We start from the raw sequence: 25,995 nt of genomic DNA, 5'->3' as shown, positions 1-25,995 counted from the left end.
GTAAAATGAAAATTAAAAAGAAAATTAAATTATTATTAAAAAGATTTGGTTATAATTTAACCAAGATAAGCTCAATCTCTCAATCACCTATTGAATCTGTTCATATTGATGATAAAAGTTCCTTATTGTCGAATTTTTATAATACTTTAAAAAAGATCAATTTTCAACCAAAACATATTGTTGATATTGGAGCAAATCATGGAACTTGGACACGTGATGCTTTGAAATATTTTCCAGATGCATATTATACTCTTGTAGAGCCTCAAAATTGGCTAAAAGAATCATTTCAAGATGTTTTAGATAGCAATTCTAAAGTTCGATTTTATCCCTTTGGTGCAGGTAAAGAAAAAGGTTCTTTTCTTTTTACAATTGTAGATCGTGACGATAGTTGTTCATTTAGATACACAAAAGAAGAAGCAGAAACAGCTGGATTACAACAAATAGAAATTCCTGTTATAACTCTAAATGAATTGCTTATCGAAGGGAATTTTCCTACTCCTGATATTATTAAAATTGATGCCGAAGGATTAGATATTGAAGTTTTGCAAGGAGCAAGTGATTATTTTGGAAAAACAGAAATATTTATGGTAGAAGCTGGAGTTGTTAATAAATCATTTGATAATAGTTTCTTGAAGTTGATAAATTTCATGGATGAAAATGGATATAGATTATTTGAAATTACAGATCTAAACAGGCCTTTTGACTTAAAAGTCTTGTGGCTGGTTGAATTAGTATTTGTTAAGAAAAATGGATTTATTGATTCTCAAATAGTTGCTCAATAGTAAATTGAATGAATAATTTAAAAATTCTAAGAAGTTAAATGAACGGTAATTATATGCAAAAGACAGTTTCGGTTAATATGATTACTTATAAGCATGAATCCTATATTGAGCAGGCTATAAAAGGAATTTTAATGCAGCAAACGGATTTTGATTATGAATTAATTATCGCCGATGACTGTTCTCCTGACAGAACAGAGGAAATAGTTAATGATATAATAAAAACACATTCGCAAGGAAGTAAAATCAAATATTTCAGGCATAAAAAAAATATTGGAATGCAAGCTAATGGTATTTTTGCCTTTAATCAATGTTCAGGAAAATATGTTGCACTTTGTGAAGGAGATGATTATTGGACAGATCCATTAAAACTGCAAAAACAAGTAGATTTTTTAGAAGCAAATTTAGATTATAGCATTTGTTATCATAAAGTCCAAGTATTAAGGAATGGCGTTTTAGAAGAAGATGATATAACCAGTGAAGTATTAGAAACAACAACAATAAAAGATCTTGCTAAAGGAAATTACATTCATACTTGTAGTGTAGTTTTTAGAAATAAATTATTTAATAAGCTCCCTAAATATTTTCATAATGCACCAGTAGGAGACTACTTTCTACATATGCTTAATGCCAAATATGGAAAAATTAAATTCTTAAATGAATTTATGAGCGTATACAGACTTCATAATAGTTCAATATGGTCTTCTCAAACTCAATCAAAAAGAGAAGAAATTTGGATAGATTTCTTAAAAAATATAAGAAAAAATTTTGATTCTGAAGTTCAGGAAATACTTAATGATCAGATAAAAAAATATGATGGATCGATTGAAAAAGAAAAAATATTCGATTTTAATCAATTCAAAAAAAAAATAAAAAAGCTTTTAAAAAAGATTAGAAGTGATAAATAACTTACCATTAGTTTCTATAATTGTTCCAAATTTCAATCATGAAAAATATCTGGTCGAACGGCTAGATACTATTTTTACTCAAAACTATTCTAACTTTGAAGTAATCATACTAGATGATTGCAGCACAGATAACAGCCGGGAAATTTTGTCAATCTATGCAAAGAAAGAAAAAGTTTCTCATTGTGTTTTTAACCAAATTAATTCTGGAAATACGTTTAAACAATGGTCAAAAGGAATAACATTAGCAGAAGGAGATTTAATCTGGATTGCTGAAACAGATGATTACTGTGACAATAATTTTTTAGAAAAATTAGTTGAACCTTTTCAAAATGATTCGCAAGTTGTTTTAGCTTATTGTCAGTCAAATAGAGTTAATGAATTTGGAGAAACAACAGGTAATTGGATTACTCACACCAATGACATTGACGAAAATTTATTTTTGAATTCTTTTACAATGAATGCAAACAAATTCATTGAAAAGTTTTTGATATTTAAAAATGTAATTCCAAATGCCAGTGCAGTTATATTCAAAAAAAATGCGGTTAATATTGAGGATCATTTTGACATTGCAGATGAGTTTCGATACTGCGGAGATTGGATGTTTTATTTTAAATTAATCGTAAATAAAAAAATAGCATTCATACCAGAGTCATTAAATAATTTTAGATATCATTCTACGAGTGTTATCGCAAAAGCCATTCAATCAGAAAAGAGAATCGCAATTATTGATATTGATTATAAAATGCGAAAAGTTTTAATGGATTATTTATCAACTATAAATATTGATAATATTCATAAAATTAAAGCAGAAAATAGATTTATAAAACGAAATTTTTTAACCTACGAAAAGGCTTTTTTACTTATTAGGGGAGGAAAAAAACTGCAGGGGTATTTACTATTATTAACCATAATGGATGTTTTTTATAAAAAATATAAAATACGTAAAAACCTTAGTATTAAAATAAAAAGATTTTTTAAAACAGCTTGACACTTTCAATTATAATATGCTCCAGAACAGCAGAAATCAAACCAATACTTTCAAGTAATATTGATGAAACAATTGGTGTTGATTACGAATTGATTGTAATTGATAATTCCGAAAATAAATATTCTATTTTTGAAGCCTATAATCTTGGAATTAGTAAAAGTAAAGGAAATTTCTGCTGTTTTATTCACGATGATATTTTTTTTCATAACAAAAATTGGGGAAAAATAGTCCAGAATATATTTGAACAGAATTCTAAAATAGGACTGATAGGCGTGGCAGGTGCAAAAGTAAAAACTAGAATGCCTTCAGCCTGGTGGGATTGTCCCGAAAATGTTAAGAGTATTAATATAATTCAGCATCTTAAATCTGGTCATATAGAACATTGGGAGAAAGGCTGGGAAAAAAAGATTGAAGAAGTAGTAGCAATAGATGGAGTTTTTATGGCTGCCAGACGCCCTGATAAAATTCATTTTTCTAATACATTAACAGGATTTCATAATTACGATTTGAACTTGTCTTTTGAATATTTAAAACATAATTACAAAATTGTGGTGGCAAAAGAAATTTTGATCGAGCATTTTTCTATAGGAACAATCAATCCTTCATGGTATCAGTCTGTAATTAAAATACATGATATGTATGCTGATATATTACCGTTAAAGCTAAATAGCCAATCAAATTTTAATTTAAAAAAACTAGAGTTTGATAATGGTGCCAAGTTTCTTTTCGAATCGTTTAAGCACATAAAAAAGATACATTCAATAAAAATTTGGTTTAAACTACTTTTATTAAAACCAAAATCAAAACTTCATTTTAAGTTTTTTAAATTGTTATTACAATAATGATTGCAATTATAATTCCTTATTATAAAATAACCTTCTTCGAAAAGACGTTAGAATCATTAGCTAATCAAACAGATAAAAGATTTAAGGTTTATATTGGCGATGATGCCAGTCCTGAAAGCCCAACTTTACTTCTCAAGAAATATGAATCAAAATTTGATTTTGAATATCATCGTTTTGAAACTAATTTAGGAAGTATTTCATTGACAAAACAGTGGGAAAGATGTATCTCACTTTCTGAAAAAGAAGATTGGATAATGATTTTGGGAGACGATGATTTTTTAGACCATTCTGTAATTGAATCTTGGCATCAAAATTTCGAAAAATTTAAAGACAAATCCAATGTAATTAGATTTGCAACAAAAATTGTTTTAGAAGATTCTAATACAATTTCAGAGGAATATACCCATCCTGTTTGGGAATCAGCAGCAGATTCTTTTGTGAGGATTTTTAAAGGAATAACAAGAAGCTCCTTATCTGAATACATTTTTTTAAAAGCTAGTTATAAAAAATATGGTTTTAGTAATTATCCTTTAGCTTGGTGTAGTGATTATAAAGCATTTTTAGATTTTCCAGACGGAAAATTAATATATACAATAAATGAATCTATTGTTTTTTTTAGAATTTCTAATATAAATATATCAGGCCGACAAGAAAATACATCCTTAAAAAAAGAAACAAGCATTCGTTTTTTTAAAGATGTAATAATAGATTATTTGTACACATTTAAAAAAGATCAAAGACTGGAATTGCTGATGACTTATGAAGTCACAATAAAAAAAAATAGAAAGCCAACATTAAAAGAATGGATTTTTATAATAAGGCTTTACTTTTTAAACTTTAAGCTAATGCCATTTGTAAAATCGATTAGAAGATTTTTTATTAGTATTCTTAAAAAATAACCATGTTTGAAACCCCTATATTATTCCTTATTTTCAATCGTCCCGATACTACAAAAGTAGTTTTTGATGAGATAAAGAAACAAAAACCTAAATATTTATTCATTGCTGCAGACGGAGCACGATCAAATGTTATTCAGGATGCTGAAAAATGTAAAATAACCAGAGATTTAGTTCTTGAAGGCATAGATTGGGATTGTGAAGTGAAAACATTATTTCGAGATGAAAATTTAGGTTGTGGTCTCGCAGTTTCTCAAGCTATAACTTGGTTTTTTGATAATGTAGAACAAGGAATAATATTAGAAGATGATTGTTTGCCACATCCTTCCTTTTTTAATTATTGCCAACAGTTATTAGAAAAATATAAAGAAGACGAAAATATTTATGCAATTAACGGAAGTAATTTGTACAGTGAAAAGAGAGTTGATAATTCTTCTTATTTTTTCTCTAATTATGCTTTTGTTTGGGGATGGGCAAGTTGGAGAAGAGCTTGGAAGCAATACGATTTTAATTTAAAACATTTAGAAAACTTTAAAACCAATAATCTAATAAATAGAATTGATAATAGAGTAATATTTAAAAATTATTGGATTCCTATATTCGAAAAAGTTTTAAATAAAGAGATCGATACATGGGATTATCAATGGAGCTTTTCTATTTGGAATAATCAGGGAATTGTGATTGCTCCAAACGTAAATCTTGTATCTAATTTAGGATTTGGAATAAATGCAACACACACAACTGGATCAAGTGAATTTGAAAATTTACCAACAGAAAACATAGGAAATATTATTCACCCTAATAATATCCAAGTTAACAAAAATATAGATAGATATATTTCAGATGTTTGTTTTAAAATTGTTAGCAATAAGAAAGGTATTAAAAACGCAGTGCTTAATATCGTTAAAAAAGGATTTAAATATTTAAAAAAATCAAAAGGCTGATTTTTAATAGCAATCAAAAGATTATTTTAATTATGGGATCATTTCAAATTGAATTCAAAAATCATTTTTCATGCTAAAAAAGATAAAGAAAAGAATAAAATTATTTTTGGGTATAAAAAACATTGATTTACAGTCTAATAAGTCAAAGTATATTTTATCTGCGCCCTCTTCCGACATTTCCTCTCTCAATATATTTGTGAGAAAACCTTTTGAGGGAAAAAAATATTTAGAAATAGGTAATGAATCTATCATAAAAGGCGATTATATTTTTGAAATTCAGGAAGGGAAAATAAAAATTGGAAATAGAACTTTTATTGGTGGCGGGCTTTTTATTTGTATAGATGAAATTGAAATTGGCGATGACGTTTTGATTTCTTGGGGATGCACATTTATCGATAATAATTCTCATTCAATTGTCTGGTCAGAAAGAAAAGACGATCTATCTCAATGGAAGAAAGGTTTAGAAGAAAATAAAATAGGTGGATTTTATAAAGATTGGAATAATATTAAGAGAGGGAAAATTAAGATTAAGAATAAAGCCTGGATTGGATTTAATAGTATTATTTTAAAAGGGGTATCAATTGGTGAAGGAGCAATAATTGGAGCAGGAAGCGTTGTAACAAAAGATGTTCCTGACTGGACAGTTGTTGGCGGAAATCCAGCTGTAGTTATAAGAACCATTCCTGAAAACGAAAGATAAAAACACAAAAAGCAAACAAAGAATTCATGAATTGTAAAATTTGTAAATCTAATTCAGAGAAAATATTTTCTGGCAAAATATTAAACAAATACGAAATAGATTATTTCAAGTGCCAGAACTGTGGTTTTATCCAAACCGAAGAGCCTTTTTGGTTGCAAGAATCCTATTCTTCTGTTATTGCAATGACAGATATTGGATTAGTTGCCAGAAATTTAAGTCTTCAAAATATTACAAACTGGATTATAAAGAATTACTTTAATTATAAAGCAAAGTTTATTGATTTTGCTGGCGGATATGGTTTGTTCGTAAGATTAATGAGAGATAAGGGGTTAGATTTTTACAGACAAGATTTTTATTGTGAAAATTATTTCGCACAATATTTTGATGTAACAGATCAAACCAATACCGATAAATATGAACTGCTAACTGCCTTTGAAGTTTTTGAACATTTGGTTAATCCTTTTGAAGAAATTGAAAAAATGTTTGATTATTCTGATTCTATATTTTTTTCGACAGAATTACAGCCACAAATAGAAATAAAATCAATACAAGACTGGAGATATTTTGCAAAAGAAACAGGACAGCACGTTGCTTTTTATAATATAAAATCATTGGAAATAATAGCCGAAAAATTGAATTGTCATTTTTATTCAAATGGAAATAACCTTCACATTTTGACAAAAAAGAAATTGGTTTCAAACCCTTTTCAAAAATGGCAGAATAAAAATAAAAAATCCTTTGTTGTTAGAGGGCTTTATAAAATTATTAGAAAATTAGAACATTCTAAGAATCAGAAAACAAATCAAATTCATTCAGAAAGTCTACTGGAAAAAGATTATCATATGATAATAAATAAAATTAATAACAATAACTAACGTACTTAATTTTATAAAGCCAAAATGAAAATTTTAGTACATCCACAAACATTCAATTTGCAAAAATATGGAGGTATTTCCAGATATTACACAGAAATATTTTCAAGACTTTCTAAAAATAATAAGGTCAAAATTCCTCTATATGGTACTTCTAATATTTACTATAACGAAAGTAACCTAGTAACCTTTAAACAAAAAATATATTCATTATATATAAAATTACTTGAAAAATTTAAAATTCGTCGTTTTGAAAAAACACGAAAACGAAATGATAAATTTTTTGAACGAACAATTTTAAAGAAAGACTTTGATGTTTTTATTCCAACATATTATGATGTAAGTTTTTTAAAATTGATAGACTCAAAGCCTTTTGTGTTGACAATTTATGATATGATTTATGAATTATTTCCACATTATTTTGAAGATCAGAAAGAAGTAATTTCATCGATTAGTACTAATAAATTGCTGCTAATGGAAAGAGCAACAAGAATTATTGCCGTTTCAGAAAACACAAAGCGCGACATTATCAAAATATATCCGCATATTGATAAATCTAAAATTGATGTAGTTTATCATGGCTGTTCAATAAAAATTGTAGAAGCGGATACGCATAACCTTCCAAAAAGATATATCTTGTTTGTAGGTACCAGAGCTAATTATAAAAACTTTATTTTTTTGGTAAATTCTATAAAAGAACTTTTAAAATTAAATAGTGATCTAGTTTTGTTGTGTGCCGGTGGAGGCGAATTTGATAACGAAGAAAAGGAATTTTTAAAAGAATTAAGTCTGGAAAATCAAGTTATTCAGAGAGAATTTAAGGACGATGAATTAGGAATTTATTATAAAAATGCAATTTGTTTTGCTTTTCCTTCGCTATATGAAGGATTTGGAATTCCGGTTTTAGAATCAATGACTTGCGGATGTCCGGTAGTTTTATCAAAACATAGTTCTTTTCCAGAAGTAGCAGGCGAAGCAGGAGTATATTATGAAACAGGAAATCCAGAAGATTTAAAAAATAAAATTTACTCATTAGTTCAAAATCCTATTTTACGAAATGAATTTTCAATAAAAGGATTAGATCAAGTTAAAAAATTTAGTTGGGAAAAAGCAGCAGCAGAATGTTTAGCTGTTTATAAAAAAGCTTATACGACATCAATTAAGCAATAAGAAAATTTATATGATAAGTGAAAATCTATCAGAAATGAAAGAAGTACGAATTAACTTCGTTGACTTTTGGCCATTAGATAAAACGAATAATTATTTCTACAATTTATTATCAGAACGTTATAATGTGATTATAGACGAGGTAAATCCTGATTTGCTTTTTTACTCTTGTTTTGGCACAGAATATCTCAAATATAAATGCAAAAGAATTTATTTTACAGGAGAAAACACCAGACCAAATTTTTCTGCTTGTGATTTTGCTTTCACTTTTGATTTTAATGATAGAGAAGATCATTACAGACTGCCGCTTTATCTATTGTACATAGATGAAGACAATATGAATAACAAAATTTCTGAAATTAAATCCAGAAATGAATTAGCAGAAAGCTGGAGCCAAAAAAAGAAATTATGCTGTATGGTTGTTTCTAATCCAAACGCTATAGACAGAATTAATTTTTTTCATAAACTATCAACATATATTCAGGTTGACTCTGGGGGCAAAGTATTAAATAATGTTGGAGGACCAGTGCCCAATAAAAAAGAATTTATAAAAGAATATAAGTTTGTAATTTCTTTTGAAAACGAATGCCATGATGGCTATACAACAGAAAAAATTATTGAACCAATGTTTGTTGACAGTATTCCAATTTATTGGGGAAATAAACATGTAGGTAAAGAGTTTAATACTAAGAGATTTTTAAATTATCATGATTTTGAAACAGAAGAAGCTCTTATAGAACGACTGTTAGAAATTGATAAAAATCCGGAAATTGCACTTGATATATTATCTCAGCCCGTATTTAATGAAAAAATTGATTCACCGGTTAAAATTAGAAAAGATGTTTTAGAAATAATTGATACTGTTATAAAATCACCTAAAAAACCTAAAGCGAAAACTTACAGAGAATTACTTCACTTGATGAATACAGAGTATAAGAAAAATATAAAAAAAGCAATTAAGAGAATATTGTTTATTAAATAGTATATCAGTTAGAAATTTATCACTGGGATTTAACTATACCAAACTATGCAGCCATACTTGTCCATCATTACTATTAATTTTAATAATCGAGCAGGTCTAGAAACTACTATGCAATCTGTATTGTCACAAACATTCACAGATTTTGAATACATAGTGATTGATGGAGGAAGTAACGACGGAAGTAAGCAATACATCAAGAGTCAGGAAAAATCTATTCAATTTTGGGTTAGTGAGCCAGATAATGGTATTTATAATGCCATGAATAAAGGTATTAAAGCAGCAAATGGTCAGTTTTTATTATTTTTAAACAGTGGCGATTTTTTAAATGGAAATACTTCTTTAAAAGATTTTATAAATCATTCTGATTTTAAAGGAGATATTATTTATGGAGATTACAAATTTGAAAGCGGTTTCAAAATATTCCCCGATTCTTTATCTCCACTATATTTTGTACGCACTTCTTTGCCGCATCAAAGTACATTTTTTAAAAAAGAAGTTTTTGAAAAAATGGGACATTATGATGAGCAATATAAGGTAGTTTCTGATAGAGATTTTTTTATCAAATGTTTTTTAAGCAATAAGTTTATTTTCAAACATATTGAATATCCTCTTACGGTCTTTGATCTAAAAGGAGTAAGTAATGATAAATCTCATCAAGAAAAACATTTATTAGAATGTGATAAGATGCTTCAAAATCATTATGGTATTTACTATGATGACTATAAAAAAATGTTGCAATTACAGCAAGAATTAAATCAAGTTCGTAAAAAAACGTTTTTTGGTTTAATGAAAAGAGTTAAAAACAAGATAAAAAAAATATGTCGTATCCGTTAGTTAGCATAATTGTTCCCACTTACGATAGGACAGAATTTCTTAAATTGACTATTGAAAGTATCATTAATCAAACCTATAAAAATTTAGAAATTATTGTTATAGATGATGGTACGCCAAATGATAAAAATTTACTTCTCTGTCAAACATTCAAAGAAGTAAAATATATTAAAATTGAAAATAGCGGAGGTCCGGCAAAACCAAGAAATACAGGAATTAATCTTGCAAAAGGTAAATACATTGCCTTTATAGATGATGATGATTTATGGCTTCCTAATAAAATTGAGACTCAGGTTAATATTTTAGAACAAAATCCAGAGTTTGGTCTAATTCATGGCTGCTGTCAGGTAATTAATGAAAATGGTATACTTCAATCACAGATAGCTGGCAGACCAGGATCTATAGATGTAAAACACGGAAATGTTTCTATGAAAATGATGGGGAATTGGACTTTAATGACTCCTTCGGTTCTTTTAAATAAATCGATTGTAGATAAAGTAGGATTATTTAATGAAAAAATGCCTTCTGCAGGGGAAGATGCTGAATACTGGATCAGATGTTCTTTTTTTACCAAATTTTATTACGTTGACGAACCATTAGTTCAATACAGAGTTCATAATAATAACATTTCTACAGAAGCAAAAGGATATGCTGATCTTTCATTGTTTTTAAAAAAGGTGCTAACTAAATTCAATTCTGAAAAAATCATAGATAATATCCAATATAAGATACTTTTAAATAATCTTTGCGCTATGCAGATTAAAATGATTAAGAAGTTTAGTTATAAATCTGTCCGTAATCTTTTTGAATTAAATCCATTTTGGATGTTCAAATGGAGAAATTTAAAATTACTTACTTTTATTTTAATAAAAAGATAACAAGATGCGAGTAGGCTATAATCCAAATAAAGATAAGGTACAGGAAGATAATGTCTTTTTTCATCAAGTTATAATACCCGTTTATATACCCAATCAGGAAGGATATTTTAAAGATAGTTTTAAAATTCTTCAATATTGCTTAGAGTCACTGTTTAAAACCTGCCATAATAAAACATATTTTACAATCGTCAACAACGGAAGTAATAATGAAGTAGTAGAGTATTTAAATAACCTGTATCATGATAAAAAGATACATGAGTTAATTCACACTTCGAATATTGGTAAAATTAATGCTGTTTTAAAAGGAATAACAGGACAAAAATTTAAACTTATTACAATTGCAGATGCAGATGCATTGTTTTTAAATGGATGGCAAAATGCAACTTATGAAGTATTTAAGGCCTTTGCAAAAGCAGGAGCAGTTTGTCCAACGCCTTCTCCAAAATCATTTAGCAATAAAACAGCAAATGTAATTTTTGAGAATCTTTTCTCTAATCTATTAAAATTCACTCCCGTAAAAAATCCCAAAGCCTTACAATATTTCGCAAATAGTATTGGAAATCCTAAATTTTATAAAAGCCCGCATTTAGAAAAATATCTGACCCTTTCTGACGGAAATTTAAATGCAGTTATTGGAGCAGGGCATTTTGTAGCGACTTACAGATCAGATGTATTCTCTAATCTTGGTGTTCTATATTCAGACTATAGTTTGGGAGGAAATAGTGAAGACGAAATTCTCGATAAAACAGTGGTAAGAAATGGATTCTGGCGATTATCTACAGAAGATAATTTTGTGTACCATATGGGCAATACTGAAGAAGAATGGATGTCGCAAAAATTAGAAAAAACCATAATTTCATCCGATGATATAGTAGAAGAAATTCAATTTGATAAGCAAAAAGAAAAAAAGATAATCTCATGGATAAAAAATGATCTGTTTTATAGATTTATCTTTCACAAAAGCATAAAAAAGAAGTTTTTAATATATAAAGGCTTAACAAAAGAAGAAGCAAAGCATTATTAAAAAAGCAACTCTAATTAAATGGCAAAAACAATTTTAATCTCTCAATTACCGTTACCCTATTCAAAGATAGGGAGCTGGACAACTTTGTATAAAAATTACATCTGTTCTCCACTTAACCAAATAGATTATATTGTTTGTGAACAACCTACTAGTTCTTTTAGCAATATCAAATACAGTTTTGTAAAAAACACTTTCCTAACAAAAGCTTTTAGAAAATTTACTAAAAAGAGATATTTATCATATATAAAAGCTTTAGACAAAATCGTGAATAATGAAGAAAAATTTATTATTCAAATAGTAGATAACTTTTATTTAGTTGAACACGTTGTAGATTTTTTGAAGAAAAGAAAAATTCGCACTAACTGTTATATTCAATTTTTTTATCATAGTTATCCACCTTTTTTTGACAATCAAAAAGCCAATTATTTTTTTGAATCAATAGATGAACTGGTTCTTTTAACTTATAAATCATATCTGGCTCACAAAGAGTATTATACGGCTTTACCAGCTAAGGTTTCGATTTTGCATAATGGAATTGATAATAAGAAATTCTTTAAAATTGAAAATTCAACAAAAGATCAATTAAAAGATCAATTTGGTGTAAAGGATAAAAAAGTATTTGTTTGGTGCTCGCAAGATAGACCAAAAAAAGGCTTGCACGTTATACTCGAAGCTTGGAAAAACATCTCTATAAAATATAAAAATATCGAATTATGGGTGATAGGATGTGAACCAAAACAAGAGCAGCAAGGAGTGAAGTTTTTAGGCAGAATTCCAAATGAGAATATTGCATCTTATTTGCAAAGTGCTGATTGTTATTTGTTCTCTTCTCTTTGTCAGGAAGGATTTCCTTTAAGTCTTACTGAAGCATTGCATTCCGGTTGTTATTGTATTGCCTCAAATGTGGGCGGAGTATCTGAAGTTGTTCAAAATGGGCGATTTGGAAAATTAATTGAAGCCCCGCATTTTATAGCAAACTGGGAAGATGCTATAATTGAATTTATGGAACAACCATTAAAGTTTGATCCTCTTCCGGAAAATTTATATACCACAGAAGCATGGAATTTAGGTATGAATGAAATCATTGAAAAAGCTAAATCAAGATTAGATTGAAAAAAGAAACCAAATGAAAACAATAGCTATAATACCAGCCCGCGGAGGATCGAAACGAATTCCTGAAAAAAATATTCAATTATTGGGAGAATTACCTTTAATTGCTCATTCAATAGTGTATGCACAAGAAAATAGTGATATAATAGAGGATATTTATGTTTCAACTGATGATGCGGAAATAAAAAAAATAGCATTGCAATTTGGTGCGAAAGTCATCGATAGACCAATTTCTATTTCGGGAGATATGGAGCCAACGGTTTCTGCTTTAAAACATGTTTTAAAGTCTATTGATTCAGATGTAGAAAATGTTATTTTATTGCAAGCTACAAATCCATTGCGCCCTGAAAATTTATTAAAAGAAGTTTTCGAAAAATATCAAAATAATAATTTAGACAGCATATTTACAGTTTCAAGAAATCATCAAAAATTTGGAAAAATTATCAATAATAAATTCCAGCCTTTTAATTATACTATCGGGCAAAGAAGTCAGGATCTGGAACCTCTTTTTTTTGAAAACGGATTACTTTATATTTCAAAAGCTTCTTTAATTCTAGAAGATATTATTATTTCAGAAAATGCTTTTCCATTCGAAGTAAATCATATTTTTGCACAAGTTGATATTGATACTCCCGATGATTTAGATTATGCGAGATACCTTTATCAAAAACATTAAAACCCCAAATTTTAAAAAATAATGAATCCATACATAGAAATTGCAGGTCGTAAAATTGGGCCAGATTTTCCACCATTAGTTATTGCAGAAATCGGAATCAATCACGAAGGTTCTTTACAGGTTGCCAAAGAAATGGTTGATGCCGCACATCGTGCCGGAGTTGAGGTTGTAAAACATCAAACTCATATTGTAGAAGACGAAATGTCTGGCGCAGCAAAAAAAGTAATTCCGGGAAATGCAGATGTTTCTATTTATGAGATTATGGAAAGATGCTCATTAAACGAATCTGAAGAGTTAGAATTAAAAAATTATGTGGAAAGTAAAGGCATGATTTTTATTTCAACTCCATTTTCAAGAGCAGCTGCTGAAAGACTGAAAAAATTTGATATTCCGGCATATAAAATTGGTTCGGGAGAATGTAATAATTATCCTTTGTTAGAACATATTGCTTCATTTGGAAAACCTGTAATTTTAAGTACAGGAATGAATACGATCGAAAGTATTCAAAAAGCGGTTGCGATTTTCGATAAACATAATATTCCGGTTGCTTTATTGCATACCACAAATTTATATCCTACTCCCATTCATTTAGTTCGTTTTGGTGCAATGGTAGAACTTCACGAAGCTTTTCCAAATAAAGTATTCGGATTAAGCGATCATACTCTTAATAATAATGCTTGTTTAGGTGCAGTCGCTCTTGGAGCAAGTATTTTAGAAAGACATTTTACAGATCATATGCAGCGAACAGGTCCGGATATTGTTTGCAGTATGGATGAAAAAGCATGTGGCGAATTAATTGTTTCAAGTGCAGAAATTGCCTTAATGCGTGGCGGAACTAAAAAACCTGCTCTTGAAGAACAAGTTACAATTGATTTTGCTTTTGCTACAGTTTGCGCTATAAAACCAATTAAAAAAGGAGAAGTATTATCTAAGGAAAATATCTGGGTTAAACGCCCGGGAACTGGTAAAATTTTAGCGGAACATTTTAATGATTTGTTAGGTAAAACAGCTTCCAGAGATATTGAAAATGATGAACAATTAGATTTTACTGATTTTGAGTAATTCTCCAAAAAAAATATTATTTCTTACCGGTACCCGTGCTGATTTCGGAAAAATAAAATCATTAATCCAAACCCTTGAAGAACAACAGGATTTTGAAGTTTTTGTTTTTGTTACCGGCATGCATCTGCAGGAAATTTATGGATACACTCTTATAGAAATTGAGCGCTGTAATTTTACTAATGTTTTTACTTTCGAAAATCATACGCACGAAACTACAATGGATTTGACATTGGCAAAAACCATTGAAGGATTGTCAAATTATTGCAAAACAATAAATCCAGATATGATTGTAGTACACGGAGATCGAGTAGAAACTCTTGCCGGTGCTATTGTGGGATCTTTAAATAATATTTTAGTTGCCCATATTGAAGGCGGCGAAGTTTCAGGAACTGTTGATGAATTAATTCGTCATAGTGTTAGTAAACTAAGTCACATACACTTTGTATCTAACAAGGAAGCCGCAAAGAGATTAATTCAAATGGGAGAAGTAAAAGAATCTATATTTACTATTGGTTCTCCAGATATCGATATTATGTTTTCTAGTAATTTGCCATCTCTTGAAACAGCTAAAGAATATTACGGAATTCCATTTAATAAATTTGCTGTTGTAATGTTTCACCCAGTTACAACAGAATTTAACTCAATGAAAGATTATGCAGCTACTTTTGTTGATTGTTTACTGGAGGATAATCATAATTACATTGTTATTTTCCCGAATAATGATTTAGGAAGTCAATTCATAATCGATGAATTTAAAAGACTGGAAGAAAATAAACGATTTAGAATTTTTCCTTCTCTTAGATTTGAGTATTTTCTAACATTATTAAAAAATAGTCAATTTATAATAGGTAACAGCAGCGCCGGAATTCGTGAAGCTCCTTATTACGGAATCCCAATTATAAACATAGGAACCCGCCAGCAAAATAGAGCCATTCATGCAGATATTATGAATGTGGATTACTTAGAAAAAAACATAAAAGAAGCACTTTCAAAAATAGATTCTCATAAAGTTCAGGTTTCAGAAAATGATTTTGGACAAGGAAACAGCAATGAATTGTTTTTGCAATCAATAAAGAAAGACGATATTTGGCAGCTCAATCACCAAAAACAATTTAGAGATATATAATGTCTTTTTATTAATACCACTTTAAATACCTATGTTTTTTAATTCTATAGCATTTGCTATCTTTTTACCAATCGTTTTTTTCTTGTATTGGTTTGTTTTTAATAAAAACAAAAGCACGCAAAATGCTTTATTAATTATTGCCAGCTATTATTTCTATTCTTGTTGGGATTGGAGATTCTTATTTCTTTTAGTTTTTTCAACTTTCCTTGATTACTATACAGGAATTCAAATTGAAAAAGGGAAATCTGAAAAAAGCCGAAAATTTTGGTTTTGGTTAAGCATTCTGGTCAATCTGGGTTTTTTAGGAATATTTAAATACTATAACTTTTTTGCAACATCATTTTCTGAATTATTAAATTCAGCTGGTCTAAAAGCAAACCCATTATTATTAGAGGTCATTTTGCCTGTCGGAATTTCATTTTACACTTTCCACGGACTTTCTTATGTAATAGATATCTATTTTAAAAGGATAAAAGCCGAATATAATTTTGTAGACTATTCTTTATTTGTAAGTTACTTTCCATTACTCGTTGCAGGCCCAATTGAAAGAGCAACACATTTACTTCCAGAGATAAAAGTTAAACGCGAATTTGATTTAGAAAATGCAAAACAAGGAGTTTATCAAATTATTTGGGGTTTAGTGAAAAAGGTAATTATTGCAGATACGTGCGCAACTTATGCAAATGCTATTTTTGATAATTATACTTCCATGAATTCCTTCTCACTTATTTTGGGAGCTGTATATTTTGCTTTTCAAATTTATGGAGACTTTTCAGGATATTCAGATATTGCACTTGGAGTTTCAAAATTGTTTGGTTTAGATTTATTACGAAACTTCAATTATCCCTATTTTTCAAGAGATATAGCAGAGTTTTGGCGTTGCTGGCATATTTCACTTTCTTCCTGGTTTAGGGATTATTTATATATTCCGTTAGGAGGAAGTAAAGGCGGACTTTGGATGAAAATTAGAAACACATTTATCATTTTTGTTGTGAGTGGTTTTTGGCATGGAGCAAATTGGACTTATATTGTCTGGGGATTTATAAATGCTGTTTATTTTTTACCGCTGCTTCTTTCAAACAGCAACAGAAATAATATAGACGCCTTTAAATTGAAGTTTAATTTCGATTCTTTTAAAGTACTATTAAGTATACTTTACACATTTTTATTAACCTGTGTTGCCTGGGTATTTTTTAGAGCTAGAACTATTACAGATGCTGTTTCGTATTTAAAACGAATTATTACCAATAAAGATTTTAGTTTTCAATATTTAGATAACGAACGTTATAGTTACGAATTGTTACTTATGATTGGGATATTTGTTTTAATCGAATGGAATAATCGCAGTAAAGTAGAACCACTTTCTGGAAAATGGAGCACATTAAAAGTCGCTCTGGCAATTTTAGCTATTATGGCTTTTGGAACTTTTTCAGATTATAAAGAATTTATATATTTCCAATTTTAATGAAGAAGTTTTTAATCTATATCACTAAAATTATTTTAGTAACTGTAATTATAGCATTTCTACTAGACGGACTGTATACGTATATTTTTATGCAGTCTGATAATAGAGGTAAAGTTGAAAAAGTTTTCAATTCAAAAGCTCAGAAATACGATGTTGTTATTTTGGGTTCCTCCAGAGCAAATAACCATTTTGTAGCCCAAATGTTTGAAGATAAAGGACTAAAAACATTTAATTACGGAATGAGCGGCGGGCATTTATTTGAAGCTTCATTAATGTTAAAATTAATGATTGAAAGAAAATATGAAATAAAAAATGTTATTCTCGAAGCCGATTTAAATCTTTCAAACGATCATCAGGCCGAAGGAATTTCAGCAAAATTTTTGCCTTATATTCATAATTCAGAAACGATCAGAAATCATTTTGTAAACGAAGCAGATTTTAATGAACTGTATTATGTTCCATTTTATAGATATATAAAATATGATGGTAAAATAGGGTTTAGAGAAGCTTTTAAAATCCTAAAAAACGAACAGACAAATGCGTTGGATAATTTAGGATATTACCCGCTTGTAAAACATAAAAATGGCAATATGAAAAACAATATTGTCAATTTAAAACCATTAGCGCATAACAAATATTACGAAGAAATTAAAAATATCTGCAAGACTCATAATATCAATTTTATTCCGGTAATGACGCCAATGTGCGAAAATGTTGTTGGAATGAATTATTTTGAAAAGGTAAAAAAAGCATATCCTGAAATTCATAATTATGAAAACACAGTAGTTGAAAATAAATATTTTTCATCTTGCGGACATATGACAGATACTGGAGCAAAAATGTTTACTGCCAGAATTTTAAAAGATTTTTTTAAAAAATAATTTTTCAATGGAGAAAAATAGAATTGCATTGCTGTTTCCAGATGGTGTTGGTATTAGAAATTATCTTTACTCTAATGTTTTTGATAATTTAGAAGAAGATATAGTTTTGTTCCATAATTTCGATCCGGAAACTATAACCGCAATAAAAGAAAGTACTCCAATTAATGAAGAGATTTTAATTCCCAATTATAAAGAATCTGCAAAAGAGAAGTTTTTAAGAGAATTAATCTGTCTTTCGAGATTATATTATAATAATTCTAAAGTCAATAATCCAAGTTTACTGACCAATTGGAACTGGAACCAAAAGGGATTGTCTAAAAAGATATTTTACAAAACAATTGAAGTATCATCTATCTTTTTTAAAAAATATTCAAGCATTTTGAAACTAGAAAAAATGTATCGAAAAGCAATTCGCAAAAATCCATTTTACAATGAAATAATAAATCTTTTAAAAGACACACAAATTAATCATATTTTTTGTTCGCATCAAAGAGCTTTAAGTGCGGCTCCTGTTTTTGCAGCAGCAGCAGATTTAGGAATTAAAACAAGTACTGTAATTTATTCATGGGATAATTTACCAAAAGCAAGATTAGCGCTGAGAGCAAACAATTACTTAGTGTGGTCTGATTATATGAAGGATGAATTAAAATTATATTATCCTGAAATTCCATCAGAAGATATTCATGTTACGGGAACTCCGCAGTTTGAATTTTATAATAACCCAGATAATATAATTGATAAGGAAACTTTCTACAGAAAATATAATTTAGATTTAAATAAAAAAATTATCTGTTTTTCTGGTGATGATACCAAAACCTCTCCAGATGATCCTGCATATCTAAAAGATATAGCCCATGAAATTATTAAAGCAAATTTACAGAACGAATATCAAATCCTATTAAGAAGATGTCCAGTTGATTTTTCAGGAAGATTTGAAGCAATTATAAAGCAACATAAAGATTTAATTAAAGAAGCGCCACCTTTATGGTATTTTAGTAATTCAAAAGAATGGAACACGATTTATCCAACTTTTGAAGATGTTAAATTATTAGTAAGTACCGTATTTTACTCTGAAATAGTAGTTAATGTAGGCTCAACGATGGCTTTTGATTTTGGGAAGTTTGATAAACCTTGTGTTTTTATTAATTATGACCAACAAAATCAAAATGACAAAAACTGGTCAGTAAAAACAATTTACCAATTTCAACATTTTAAGAGTATGCCAGATACTAATGCAGTACTGTGGCTCAACAGTAAAGAAGAGATTATCGATAAAATTATTGATAAAAAAAATTGGAACTCAATAGCACCTCTAAAAAACTGGTATAAAATTGTTACGGGAAAAGAAAATAATATTGTTTCTAACATTTCGAATGTTATAAAAAACACTTAAAAAATAAAAGCTCATGATTCTATACATTAGAAAACTGTTATGGCGCCTTTTAGGGGTTAATTACTATAACTATTTAAAAGGTAAAAATAATATCTACTTAAAAGATGCAAAGTGGGCAGTTGTTGGAAATAAAACTTACGATAACGGCGCTTCTGTCTGGAAATGGTATAATGATTCGAGCTTAAAAATTGGTAAATACTGTTCCATAGCAAATGATGTAAATTTCATTTGCGACTCTGGCTTTCACACAGAAAGTGAAGTTACTTCATTTCCTTTGTTTCATCAAATTTTGGAGAAAAATGATGAAGTAATAATCAACAAAATAGCTTACAAAGTCAGTGACATAAATGAAAAAATAAAAGCGAAAAAGGCTGGTATAATAATAGGAAATGACGTTTGGATTGGAATGAACGCGACAATTTTACCAGGCGTGAAAATCGGAAATGGAGTTACAATCATGTCTGGAGCTGTTGTTTCAAATGATATTCCGGATTATGCAATTGCGGCGGGCGTTCCGGCTAAAATAATTAAATACAAACACAATCAGGAAATTATTGATGCTTTGAATAAAATTAGCTGGTGGGATTGGTCTGATGAAAAGGTAAAACAATCTGTAAATGATTTCTATCTTTCAATAGAGGAGTTTATTAAAAAACATTCATAAATGCATATTTGTTTCCTAACTAACGAATTTCCAAAGCAAGGATTTCCACATGGCGGAATTGGCAGTTTTGTTAAAACACTAGCAGCAGCATTAGTGAAAAAGGATATTCAAGTATCTGTTATTGGTATTAATTATACTCCAAACGAGGAAACAGAAGTTGTAGAAGGAGTCAATGTTTATCGACTAAAGAAAAGTACTGTCAAAGGGTTTTCATGGTATTTTAACTCAAAAGTTTTAACTCAAAAAATTATTGAAATTCATAAACAGAATCCTATACAAATTATAGAATCTTCTGAACTGGGTTTTGGTTTTATACCCAAAATAAAAGATATAAAATATATTATTCGTCTTCATGGAGGGCATCATTTTTTTGCCGAAGGCGAAAACAGAAAAATTAATAGATGGAAAGGGTTTCAGGAAAAAAGATCGTTTAAGAAAGCCGATGCTTTTATTGCAGTTTCTCAATATGTAAAAAAACATACTGAGAAATATTTGAGTTATAATAATAAACCAATAGCATACATAAGCAATCCCATCGATAGTGATTTTTTTAAACCAATTGGTAAAAATGAAGTTCAAAACAAAATTGTCTTTGCAGGAACAGTTTGTGAGAAAAAAGGAATACGTCAATTAATTCAGGCTTTTCCTTTTGTAAAAAAAGAATTTCCTGATACTACGCTGGAAATCTATGGAAGAGATTGGTTTTTTCCAGACGGCACATCATATATAGAAATGTTAAAAGAGAAGGAATTACCAAAACTAAAAGAACAGTCAAAAGACATTCGGTTTCACGGAGCAATTTCTTATTCTAATATTCCACAGGCATATTCTGAAGCATCAGTTTGTGTGTTTCCTTCTCATATGGAAACGCAGGGATTAGTTGCTCCAGAAGCTATGGCAATGGAAAAAGCAGTAGTTTTTACAAAATTAGGTCCAGGTCCGGAAGCTATTGAAGATTATAAAACAGGATTATTATGTGATCCGCATAGCTCTGAAGATATTGCTGAAAAAATTATTTGGTTTCTTTCGAATGAACAAGAAGCCAAAACAATTGGAAAAAAGGCAAGGGAATTTGTACTTCAAAAATATGCGTTAGAACATATTTTTAAGCAAAATGTTGATTTCTTCAAATCTATAATCACTTAATACATTAAATAAATTAGGTTTATGAAAACCATTTTAATAGCTCACAATTACAATGAAAATTCATTTGCCGTAATTAGTTTTTCATTAGCTAATTATTTGGCAGACCTTGGTAATAGAGTTGTTTTTATTTCTTACAGACCTTATTTCTCTGAAACTGAAATCATCAAAAAAGAAAAAGGGGAAATAATAATATGTTCATGGCCATCTGAAAACCGGCCAACTTCATTAAAAGATGCTTTCTGGTTCTCCACATTATATTTTAAATACAAACCCGATGCCGTAATTGGTCACTTTGTTGGAGCTAATATTACTATTGGGATATCAAAATTATTATCATTAAATAAAACCCGAACATTTGCTTATTATCATACTCTAATGGAACAAATTGAGTTAGATAATAAAAAGATGAAATTAAAAAAAGATATTTTATTTCTCAGAAAAAAAGTATTTTATAAACTGTTTTGTGATGTGGTCATTTGTCCGTCAGAATTGGCTAAAACGGATTTTGAAAAAAACTATCATTCTAAAAAAGGATTAGTTGTTTTAAATCCCATGAAGGATAGGTTTTTGAATTCAAAAGCTATTGATGGAAATGCGATTGTAATTTCTTTTTTAGGCAGACTCGCTCACTCAAAGGGGATAATAGAATTAATTGAAGCATTTAAAATTTATAAGAAAGAGAATCAGTCTTCGAAGATTATTTTGAATATTGCCGGAAGCGGGAGTTTAGAATCAGAAATTAAAGAATTAATCAAAGACGAAAATTTGATCACATATTTTGGCGCACTAAAATATACTGAGATTGACCAATATCTTCAAAATAGTCATTTCGCAATAATACCATCAAAAATTGATAATCTACCTACAGTTGGATTAGAATCTATGATGAATAATACGCCTTTGTTAATATCAAATGCAACCGGTTTAACTCACTATTTAGAAGACGGGAAGGAATGTTTCAAATTTGATCCAACTATTGAATCTATAAAATTATTATTTAAAAGAGTAGAAGATGGTTTTATCCATCAGCCAAAAATGGCAGTTAATTCCAGAAAAACTTACTTAGATAAATTTAGTATAGAAAAATATTGTTCTAATTTTTCTAAAGAAATATTGAAATGAAATTTGCAATTATTACCAATGTTAATCATGTTGAAAATAGCGGGCAATTTTTTGGTTACGCACCTTATGTGCGTGAAATGAACATCTGGTTTAAATATGTAGATAAAGTAATAATAGTTGCCCCGTTAATTAAAGCTAATCCAACAGAGATCGATATTGCCTATATTCATAACCAAATTGAATTTAGAAAAGTATCTGATTTTAGCTTTACCAGTTTTAAGAATATATTATTCTCAATAGTTAAAATTCCAGTAATTCTTTGGAGTATATTTTGGGCAATGAAAAATGCAGATCATATTCATTTAAGATGTCCTGGGAATATGGGTTTACTAGGCTGCTTCGTTCAAATATTATTTCCAGGGAAAATAAAAACTGCAAAATATGCAGGAAATTGGGATCCTCAAAGTAAACAGCCATGGACTTATAAATTACAAAAAAGTATTTTAAATAATACTTTTTTGACCAAAAACATGACAGTTTTAGTTTATGGTGACTGGGATAAACAATCTAAAAATATTAAACCTTTCTTTACAGCGACTTATTCAGAATTGGAGAAAATTCAACCAGAAAAACCGTTTTTAGATCCTGTCATAAAATTTATTTTTGTTGGAAGTTTAGTCTCAGGAAAAAATCCTATGTATGCAGTAAACATAGTTGAAGGATTAGCTAAAAAAGGAAAAAGCGTTATTTTAAATTTATATGGTGATGGTGCAGAAAAAAATGTTTTGCAGCGATACATAACAAATAATAAACTTGACAGTATTGTTTTTCTACATGGAAATCAAACAAAAGAAATAGTAAAAACCGCATATCAGGAAAGTCATTTTGTGATCCTGCCTTCTAAAAGCGAAGGATGGCCGAAAGCTATTGCAGAAGGAATGTTTTGGGGCTGCATTCCTGCAGCTACAAAAGTTTCATGCATTCCATATATGCTTGATCATGGAAAAAGAGGTATTATGCTGGAAATGGATCTAGAGAAAGATGTAAATCAAATTAATGATGTTTTAAACGAAAATAATTTCTTAGCACTTAGTAAAACTGCTGCTGATTGGTCTCAATATTATACAACAGAAATTTTTGAACTTGAAATTAAAAAGCTGTTAGAAAAATGAGAATAGTACAATTAATAGATTCTTTAGAATCTGGAGGGGCAGAACGAATGGCTGTTAATTATGCAAATGCACTTTCAAAAGAAATAACTTTTTCCGGCTTAATTGCGACAAGAAAAGAAGGAGAGTTAATTCATCAAATAAGTGAGAATGTTTCCTATTTGTTTTTAAACAAAAAAAGAAAAATAGACTTTAAAGTCATCTTTAAATTAAGAAGATATATACTTGAAAATAAAGTTACTATTATTCACGCTCATAGTTCTTCTTTTTTTACTGCTGTTTTGGTCAAATTAACCTTTGTTAAAATTAAAATTGTATGGCACGATCATTATGGAAGCCGCGTTAATGAATCATGGAAACAAAATAAAGTTTTAATTTTTTTATCTGTTTTTTTTTCATCCATTTTTGTAGTCAATTATCAATTAAGAAACTGGAGTCAGAAAACAATGCTATGTAAAAAAGTAGTTTTTATACCTAACTTTACTATAGAGGAAAAAGATGATAATCAAATTACAAATTTGAAAGGTATAGAAGGAAAACGAATTGTTGTTTTAGCAAATTTGAAAAACCCTAAAAATCATATTTTAATTTTAAAAGCTTTTCAAGATTTAAAATTACAAGACTCAGATTGGACACTGCATTTAATTGGAAGAGATTATTTAGATGAATATTCAAATTCATTAAAAAGCTTTATAAAGCATCATGAACTAGAAAAGCATATACATTTGTATGGAGAAAGAAAGGATGTTAAACATATATTATCTCAAGCAGATATAGGAGTTTTAGCTTCTACAGAAGAGGGATTCCCTGTTGCATTATTAGAGTATGCTATGAGCAACTTAGGAGTTGTTTCAACAAATGTTGGTTTTTGTGCAGAGATTATTCAACATGAAGTTACAGGGTTAGTGTTTAGCCCTTTCAATGATTTAGAGTTGAAAGTACAACTAGAAAAAATGATAAAAGAAGAACAGTTTAGGAAGACAGCGGCAGATAATTTTAGAACATCAGTTATGAAGAATTATTCAGAAAAAGTTGTAATCGAAAAATTAATGTCTGAATATAAAAAATTAAATTAATGAAAAAACTTTCCTTGTCTTACAGTTTTTTAATTTTAATTCATGCTGTAATTGCATTGGCAGTTTTTGCCATTCCTTTTTTGTCAAAAATTTATGCACTTTTAATTCCTGTTGTGGGACTTTATATTGTTAGCCGTAATAAAAACAGAAATAACGAAGTGCTTTTTGTAGCAGCATATTTGGTTGGATCGGAGGTTTTTTTGCGAATGACAGGTGGTAACTTAAATAATGAATACATAAAACTCTGCGTAATTATTTTTATGTTTTTGGGCATGATTTATAGCAACTTTTCTATAAATGCCCTAATTTATGTTCTCTTTATTATTTTTTTAATACCGGGTATTTTTATAGCACTTGCTGAAGCTGATGTAGATACAGATATTAAAAAAGCCTTGGTTTTTAATTTGTCGGGGCCGTTTTGTTTGGCAATTTCTTCTATATATATGTATAAAAGAAGAATTCTGTTTACAGATTTACAGAATATTTTGACTACCATGGGAATGCCAATAATTACAACTGTAATTTATCTTTTCTTATATAACCCCAGCGTAAAAGATGTAGTAACCGGAACAAGTTCTAATTTTGAAACTTCAGGGGGATTTGGTCCTAATCAGGTTTCTACTATATTAGGTTTAGGAATGTTTATCTTTTTTACACAATTGATATTGTTTTCAAAATCCAAAAGAATCGTTTTATTGAATATTCTAATATTAATTTTCATTAGTTATAGAGGAATAGTAACTTTTTCCAGAGGAGGAGTTATTACTGGTGCGGCGATGATTGTTCTCTCACTTCTTTTTTTGTATTACTTTTCAAATGCAAGAGCAAAAAAGAAGTTTATTTTGATCTTTGTTTTAATCGGATCAATGGGTGTTGGAACCTGGGTATATAGTTCATTACAGACAAGAGGTCTTATCGAAAAACGTTATGCGAATCAGGATGCAAAAGGGCGTGTAAAAAAAGATAGATTAGGAGGAAGAGAAGCTATTATGGATGCTGATTTAAAACTTTTTTTAGATAATCCAATTTTAGGTGTTGGCGCCGGAATTGGTAAAAAATTACGTGAAGAATCTTTAGGACAAGCTGTTGCTTCACATAATGAAATATCCAGAATGCTTAGTGAGCATGGTATATTTGGTATTTTTGGACTTTTATTGCTTTTTATACCTCCATTTGTGCTTTATATTAACAACAGGCAGCATTTGTATTTCTTATCTTTTTTTGTCTTTTGGCTTTTAACAATAAACCATGCAGCAATGCGAATCGCAGCCCCTGCTTTTGTATATGCAATGATGCTGCTTTCCGTTCAGATAAAAATTCCTGAAAAAACAAGTAATAACCTAAAATAAGT

General features: G+C 29.1%; 26 protein-coding genes. All 26 read left to right on the top strand.

Annotated features, from left to right (window positions below; all coding sequences use genetic code 11):
- The first annotated feature begins 5 nt into the window (after positions 1-5).
- The 26 genes from B3C18_RS04010 to B3C18_RS03885 all read left to right on the top strand — a co-directional run bounded on the left by B3C18_RS04010 (position 6) and on the right by B3C18_RS03885 (position 25,993).
- Complete coding sequence (locus B3C18_RS04010; RefSeq protein ID WP_291142743.1) at positions 6-782, top strand: FkbM family methyltransferase; 777 nt, start codon at positions 6-8, stop codon at positions 780-782.
- Between the two features lie 38 nt (positions 783-820).
- On the top strand, positions 821-1,687 hold the full coding sequence (locus B3C18_RS04005; RefSeq protein WP_291142740.1) for a glycosyltransferase family 2 protein: 867 nt from the start codon (positions 821-823) through the stop codon (positions 1,685-1,687).
- Positions 1,677-2,675, top strand: coding sequence for a glycosyltransferase family 2 protein (locus B3C18_RS04000; RefSeq protein ID WP_291142737.1), 999 nt, complete (start codon positions 1,677-1,679; stop codon positions 2,673-2,675). Before B3C18_RS04005 ends, B3C18_RS04000 begins: the two co-directional genes overlap by 11 nt.
- On the top strand, positions 2,672-3,517 hold the full coding sequence (locus B3C18_RS03995) for a glycosyltransferase (protein ID WP_291142734.1): 846 nt from the start codon (positions 2,672-2,674) through the stop codon (positions 3,515-3,517). Before B3C18_RS04000 ends, B3C18_RS03995 begins: the two co-directional genes overlap by 4 nt.
- Entirely contained in the window at positions 3,517-4,419 is a 903-nt protein-coding gene (locus tag B3C18_RS03990; RefSeq protein WP_291142732.1) for a glycosyltransferase family 2 protein, read from the top strand. Before B3C18_RS03995 ends, B3C18_RS03990 begins: the two co-directional genes overlap by 1 nt.
- 2 nt (positions 4,420-4,421) lie before the next feature.
- Entirely contained in the window at positions 4,422-5,360 is a 939-nt protein-coding gene (locus tag B3C18_RS03985) for a nucleotide-diphospho-sugar transferase (protein WP_291142729.1), read from the top strand.
- 70 nt (positions 5,361-5,430) lie between these two features.
- Entirely contained in the window at positions 5,431-6,060 is a 630-nt protein-coding gene (locus B3C18_RS03980) for an acyltransferase (RefSeq protein ID WP_291142726.1), read from the top strand.
- Between the two features lie 26 nt (positions 6,061-6,086).
- Positions 6,087-6,935 (top strand): class I SAM-dependent methyltransferase, encoded by an 849-nt coding sequence (locus B3C18_RS03975; RefSeq protein ID WP_291142724.1) that lies wholly within the window; start codon positions 6,087-6,089, stop codon positions 6,933-6,935.
- 24 nt (positions 6,936-6,959) lie between these two features.
- Positions 6,960-8,102, top strand: coding sequence for a glycosyltransferase family 4 protein (locus tag B3C18_RS03970; RefSeq protein ID WP_291142721.1), 1,143 nt, complete (start codon positions 6,960-6,962; stop codon positions 8,100-8,102).
- Between the two features lie 34 nt (positions 8,103-8,136).
- Positions 8,137-9,081 (top strand): glycosyltransferase family 10 domain-containing protein, encoded by a 945-nt coding sequence (locus B3C18_RS03965; RefSeq protein WP_291142718.1) that lies wholly within the window; start codon positions 8,137-8,139, stop codon positions 9,079-9,081.
- Positions 9,082-9,126: 45 nt separating this feature from the next.
- The gene (locus B3C18_RS03960) at positions 9,127-9,915 is read left to right on the top strand and encodes a glycosyltransferase family 2 protein (protein WP_291142715.1); all 789 of its coding nucleotides are present in this window, start codon (positions 9,127-9,129) and stop codon (positions 9,913-9,915) included.
- Entirely contained in the window at positions 9,900-10,790 is an 891-nt protein-coding gene (locus tag B3C18_RS03955) for a glycosyltransferase (protein WP_291142712.1), read from the top strand. The genes B3C18_RS03960 and B3C18_RS03955 overlap by 16 nt, the downstream gene beginning before the upstream one ends.
- A gap of 4 nt (positions 10,791-10,794) precedes the next feature.
- Positions 10,795-11,814, top strand: coding sequence for a glycosyltransferase (locus B3C18_RS03950; protein WP_291142710.1), 1,020 nt, complete (start codon positions 10,795-10,797; stop codon positions 11,812-11,814).
- Positions 11,815-11,832: 18 nt separating this feature from the next.
- Complete coding sequence (locus B3C18_RS03945; RefSeq protein WP_291142707.1) at positions 11,833-12,927, top strand: glycosyltransferase family 4 protein; 1,095 nt, start codon at positions 11,833-11,835, stop codon at positions 12,925-12,927.
- A gap of 13 nt (positions 12,928-12,940) precedes the next feature.
- A complete protein-coding gene (locus B3C18_RS03940; RefSeq protein ID WP_291142703.1) occupies positions 12,941-13,600 on the top strand; it encodes a cytidylyltransferase domain-containing protein in 660 nt (219 codons plus the stop codon).
- Between the two features lie 21 nt (positions 13,601-13,621).
- On the top strand, positions 13,622-14,662 hold the full coding sequence (neuB, locus tag B3C18_RS03935; RefSeq protein WP_291142700.1) for an N-acetylneuraminate synthase: 1,041 nt from the start codon (positions 13,622-13,624) through the stop codon (positions 14,660-14,662).
- Complete coding sequence (neuC, locus tag B3C18_RS03930; protein ID WP_291142697.1) at positions 14,655-15,788, top strand: UDP-N-acetylglucosamine 2-epimerase; 1,134 nt, start codon at positions 14,655-14,657, stop codon at positions 15,786-15,788. The genes neuB and neuC overlap by 8 nt, the downstream gene beginning before the upstream one ends.
- A gap of 31 nt (positions 15,789-15,819) precedes the next feature.
- Positions 15,820-17,253: an MBOAT family O-acyltransferase gene (locus tag B3C18_RS03925; RefSeq protein ID WP_291142694.1), complete on the top strand. Its 1,434-nt coding sequence runs from the start codon at positions 15,820-15,822 to the stop codon at positions 17,251-17,253.
- A complete protein-coding gene (locus B3C18_RS03920; RefSeq protein WP_291142691.1) occupies positions 17,253-18,134 on the top strand; it encodes a hypothetical protein in 882 nt (293 codons plus the stop codon). Before B3C18_RS03925 ends, B3C18_RS03920 begins: the two co-directional genes overlap by 1 nt.
- A gap of 7 nt (positions 18,135-18,141) precedes the next feature.
- Positions 18,142-19,527, top strand: a complete 1,386-nt coding sequence (locus tag B3C18_RS03915; RefSeq protein WP_291142688.1) for a UDP-glycosyltransferase — start codon at positions 18,142-18,144, stop codon at positions 19,525-19,527.
- A 13-nt stretch (positions 19,528-19,540) separates the two neighbouring features.
- Positions 19,541-20,191 carry a CatB-related O-acetyltransferase gene (locus B3C18_RS03910; RefSeq protein WP_291142685.1) on the top strand — a complete coding sequence of 217 codons (651 nt, stop codon included), beginning with the start codon at positions 19,541-19,543 and terminating at the stop codon, positions 20,189-20,191.
- The gene (locus B3C18_RS03905; RefSeq protein ID WP_291142682.1) at positions 20,192-21,337 is read left to right on the top strand and encodes a glycosyltransferase family 4 protein; all 1,146 of its coding nucleotides are present in this window, start codon (positions 20,192-20,194) and stop codon (positions 21,335-21,337) included.
- A 21-nt stretch (positions 21,338-21,358) separates the two neighbouring features.
- The gene (locus B3C18_RS03900) at positions 21,359-22,459 is read left to right on the top strand and encodes a glycosyltransferase family 4 protein (protein ID WP_291142679.1); all 1,101 of its coding nucleotides are present in this window, start codon (positions 21,359-21,361) and stop codon (positions 22,457-22,459) included.
- Positions 22,456-23,571, top strand: coding sequence for a glycosyltransferase (locus B3C18_RS03895; RefSeq protein ID WP_291142676.1), 1,116 nt, complete (start codon positions 22,456-22,458; stop codon positions 23,569-23,571). The genes B3C18_RS03900 and B3C18_RS03895 overlap by 4 nt, the downstream gene beginning before the upstream one ends.
- Positions 23,568-24,644 carry a glycosyltransferase gene (locus tag B3C18_RS03890; RefSeq protein ID WP_291142673.1) on the top strand — a complete coding sequence of 359 codons (1,077 nt, stop codon included), beginning with the start codon at positions 23,568-23,570 and terminating at the stop codon, positions 24,642-24,644. Before B3C18_RS03895 ends, B3C18_RS03890 begins: the two co-directional genes overlap by 4 nt.
- Positions 24,644-25,993 (top strand): O-antigen ligase family protein, encoded by a 1,350-nt coding sequence (locus B3C18_RS03885; RefSeq protein ID WP_291142670.1) that lies wholly within the window; start codon positions 24,644-24,646, stop codon positions 25,991-25,993. The genes B3C18_RS03890 and B3C18_RS03885 overlap by 1 nt, the downstream gene beginning before the upstream one ends.
- The last annotated feature ends 2 nt before the right edge of the window (positions 25,994-25,995 follow it).

This window comes from Flavobacterium sp. UBA7680, from assembly GCF_002482975.1.
Lineage (GTDB): Bacteria > Bacteroidota > Bacteroidia > Flavobacteriales > Flavobacteriaceae > Flavobacterium.
The sequence above is the reverse complement of the archived record's forward strand: the minus strand, read 5'-3'. Positions and strand labels throughout refer to the sequence as shown.

Bases quoted from the DNA above. Each gene is read 5' to 3' on its own strand.
- B3C18_RS04010 (WP_291142743.1), top strand. From the start codon at position 6: ATGAAAATTAAAAAGAAAATTAAATTATTATTAAAAAGATTTGGTTAT.
- B3C18_RS04005 (WP_291142740.1), top strand. From the start codon at position 821: ATGAACGGTAATTATATGCAAAAGACAGTTTCGGTTAATATGATTACT.
- B3C18_RS03990 (WP_291142732.1), top strand. From the start codon at position 3,517: ATGATTGCAATTATAATTCCTTATTATAAAATAACCTTCTTCGAAAAG.
- B3C18_RS03985 (WP_291142729.1), top strand. From the start codon at position 4,422: ATGTTTGAAACCCCTATATTATTCCTTATTTTCAATCGTCCCGATACT.
- B3C18_RS03980 (WP_291142726.1), top strand. From the start codon at position 5,431: ATGCTAAAAAAGATAAAGAAAAGAATAAAATTATTTTTGGGTATAAAA.
- B3C18_RS03975 (WP_291142724.1), top strand. From the start codon at position 6,087: ATGAATTGTAAAATTTGTAAATCTAATTCAGAGAAAATATTTTCTGGC.
- B3C18_RS03970 (WP_291142721.1), top strand. From the start codon at position 6,960: ATGAAAATTTTAGTACATCCACAAACATTCAATTTGCAAAAATATGGA.
- B3C18_RS03965 (WP_291142718.1), top strand. From the start codon at position 8,137: ATGAAAGAAGTACGAATTAACTTCGTTGACTTTTGGCCATTAGATAAA.
- B3C18_RS03960 (WP_291142715.1), top strand. From the start codon at position 9,127: ATGCAGCCATACTTGTCCATCATTACTATTAATTTTAATAATCGAGCA.
- B3C18_RS03955 (WP_291142712.1), top strand. From the start codon at position 9,900: ATGTCGTATCCGTTAGTTAGCATAATTGTTCCCACTTACGATAGGACA.
- B3C18_RS03950 (WP_291142710.1), top strand. From the start codon at position 10,795: ATGCGAGTAGGCTATAATCCAAATAAAGATAAGGTACAGGAAGATAAT.
- B3C18_RS03945 (WP_291142707.1), top strand. From the start codon at position 11,833: ATGGCAAAAACAATTTTAATCTCTCAATTACCGTTACCCTATTCAAAG.
- B3C18_RS03940 (WP_291142703.1), top strand. From the start codon at position 12,941: ATGAAAACAATAGCTATAATACCAGCCCGCGGAGGATCGAAACGAATT.
- neuB (WP_291142700.1), top strand. From the start codon at position 13,622: ATGAATCCATACATAGAAATTGCAGGTCGTAAAATTGGGCCAGATTTT.
- B3C18_RS03925 (WP_291142694.1), top strand. From the start codon at position 15,820: ATGTTTTTTAATTCTATAGCATTTGCTATCTTTTTACCAATCGTTTTT.
- B3C18_RS03920 (WP_291142691.1), top strand. From the start codon at position 17,253: ATGAAGAAGTTTTTAATCTATATCACTAAAATTATTTTAGTAACTGTA.
- B3C18_RS03915 (WP_291142688.1), top strand. From the start codon at position 18,142: ATGGAGAAAAATAGAATTGCATTGCTGTTTCCAGATGGTGTTGGTATT.
- B3C18_RS03910 (WP_291142685.1), top strand. From the start codon at position 19,541: ATGATTCTATACATTAGAAAACTGTTATGGCGCCTTTTAGGGGTTAAT.
- B3C18_RS03905 (WP_291142682.1), top strand. From the start codon at position 20,192: ATGCATATTTGTTTCCTAACTAACGAATTTCCAAAGCAAGGATTTCCA.
- B3C18_RS03900 (WP_291142679.1), top strand. From the start codon at position 21,359: ATGAAAACCATTTTAATAGCTCACAATTACAATGAAAATTCATTTGCC.
- B3C18_RS03895 (WP_291142676.1), top strand. From the start codon at position 22,456: ATGAAATTTGCAATTATTACCAATGTTAATCATGTTGAAAATAGCGGG.
- B3C18_RS03890 (WP_291142673.1), top strand. From the start codon at position 23,568: ATGAGAATAGTACAATTAATAGATTCTTTAGAATCTGGAGGGGCAGAA.
- B3C18_RS03885 (WP_291142670.1), top strand. From the start codon at position 24,644: ATGAAAAAACTTTCCTTGTCTTACAGTTTTTTAATTTTAATTCATGCT.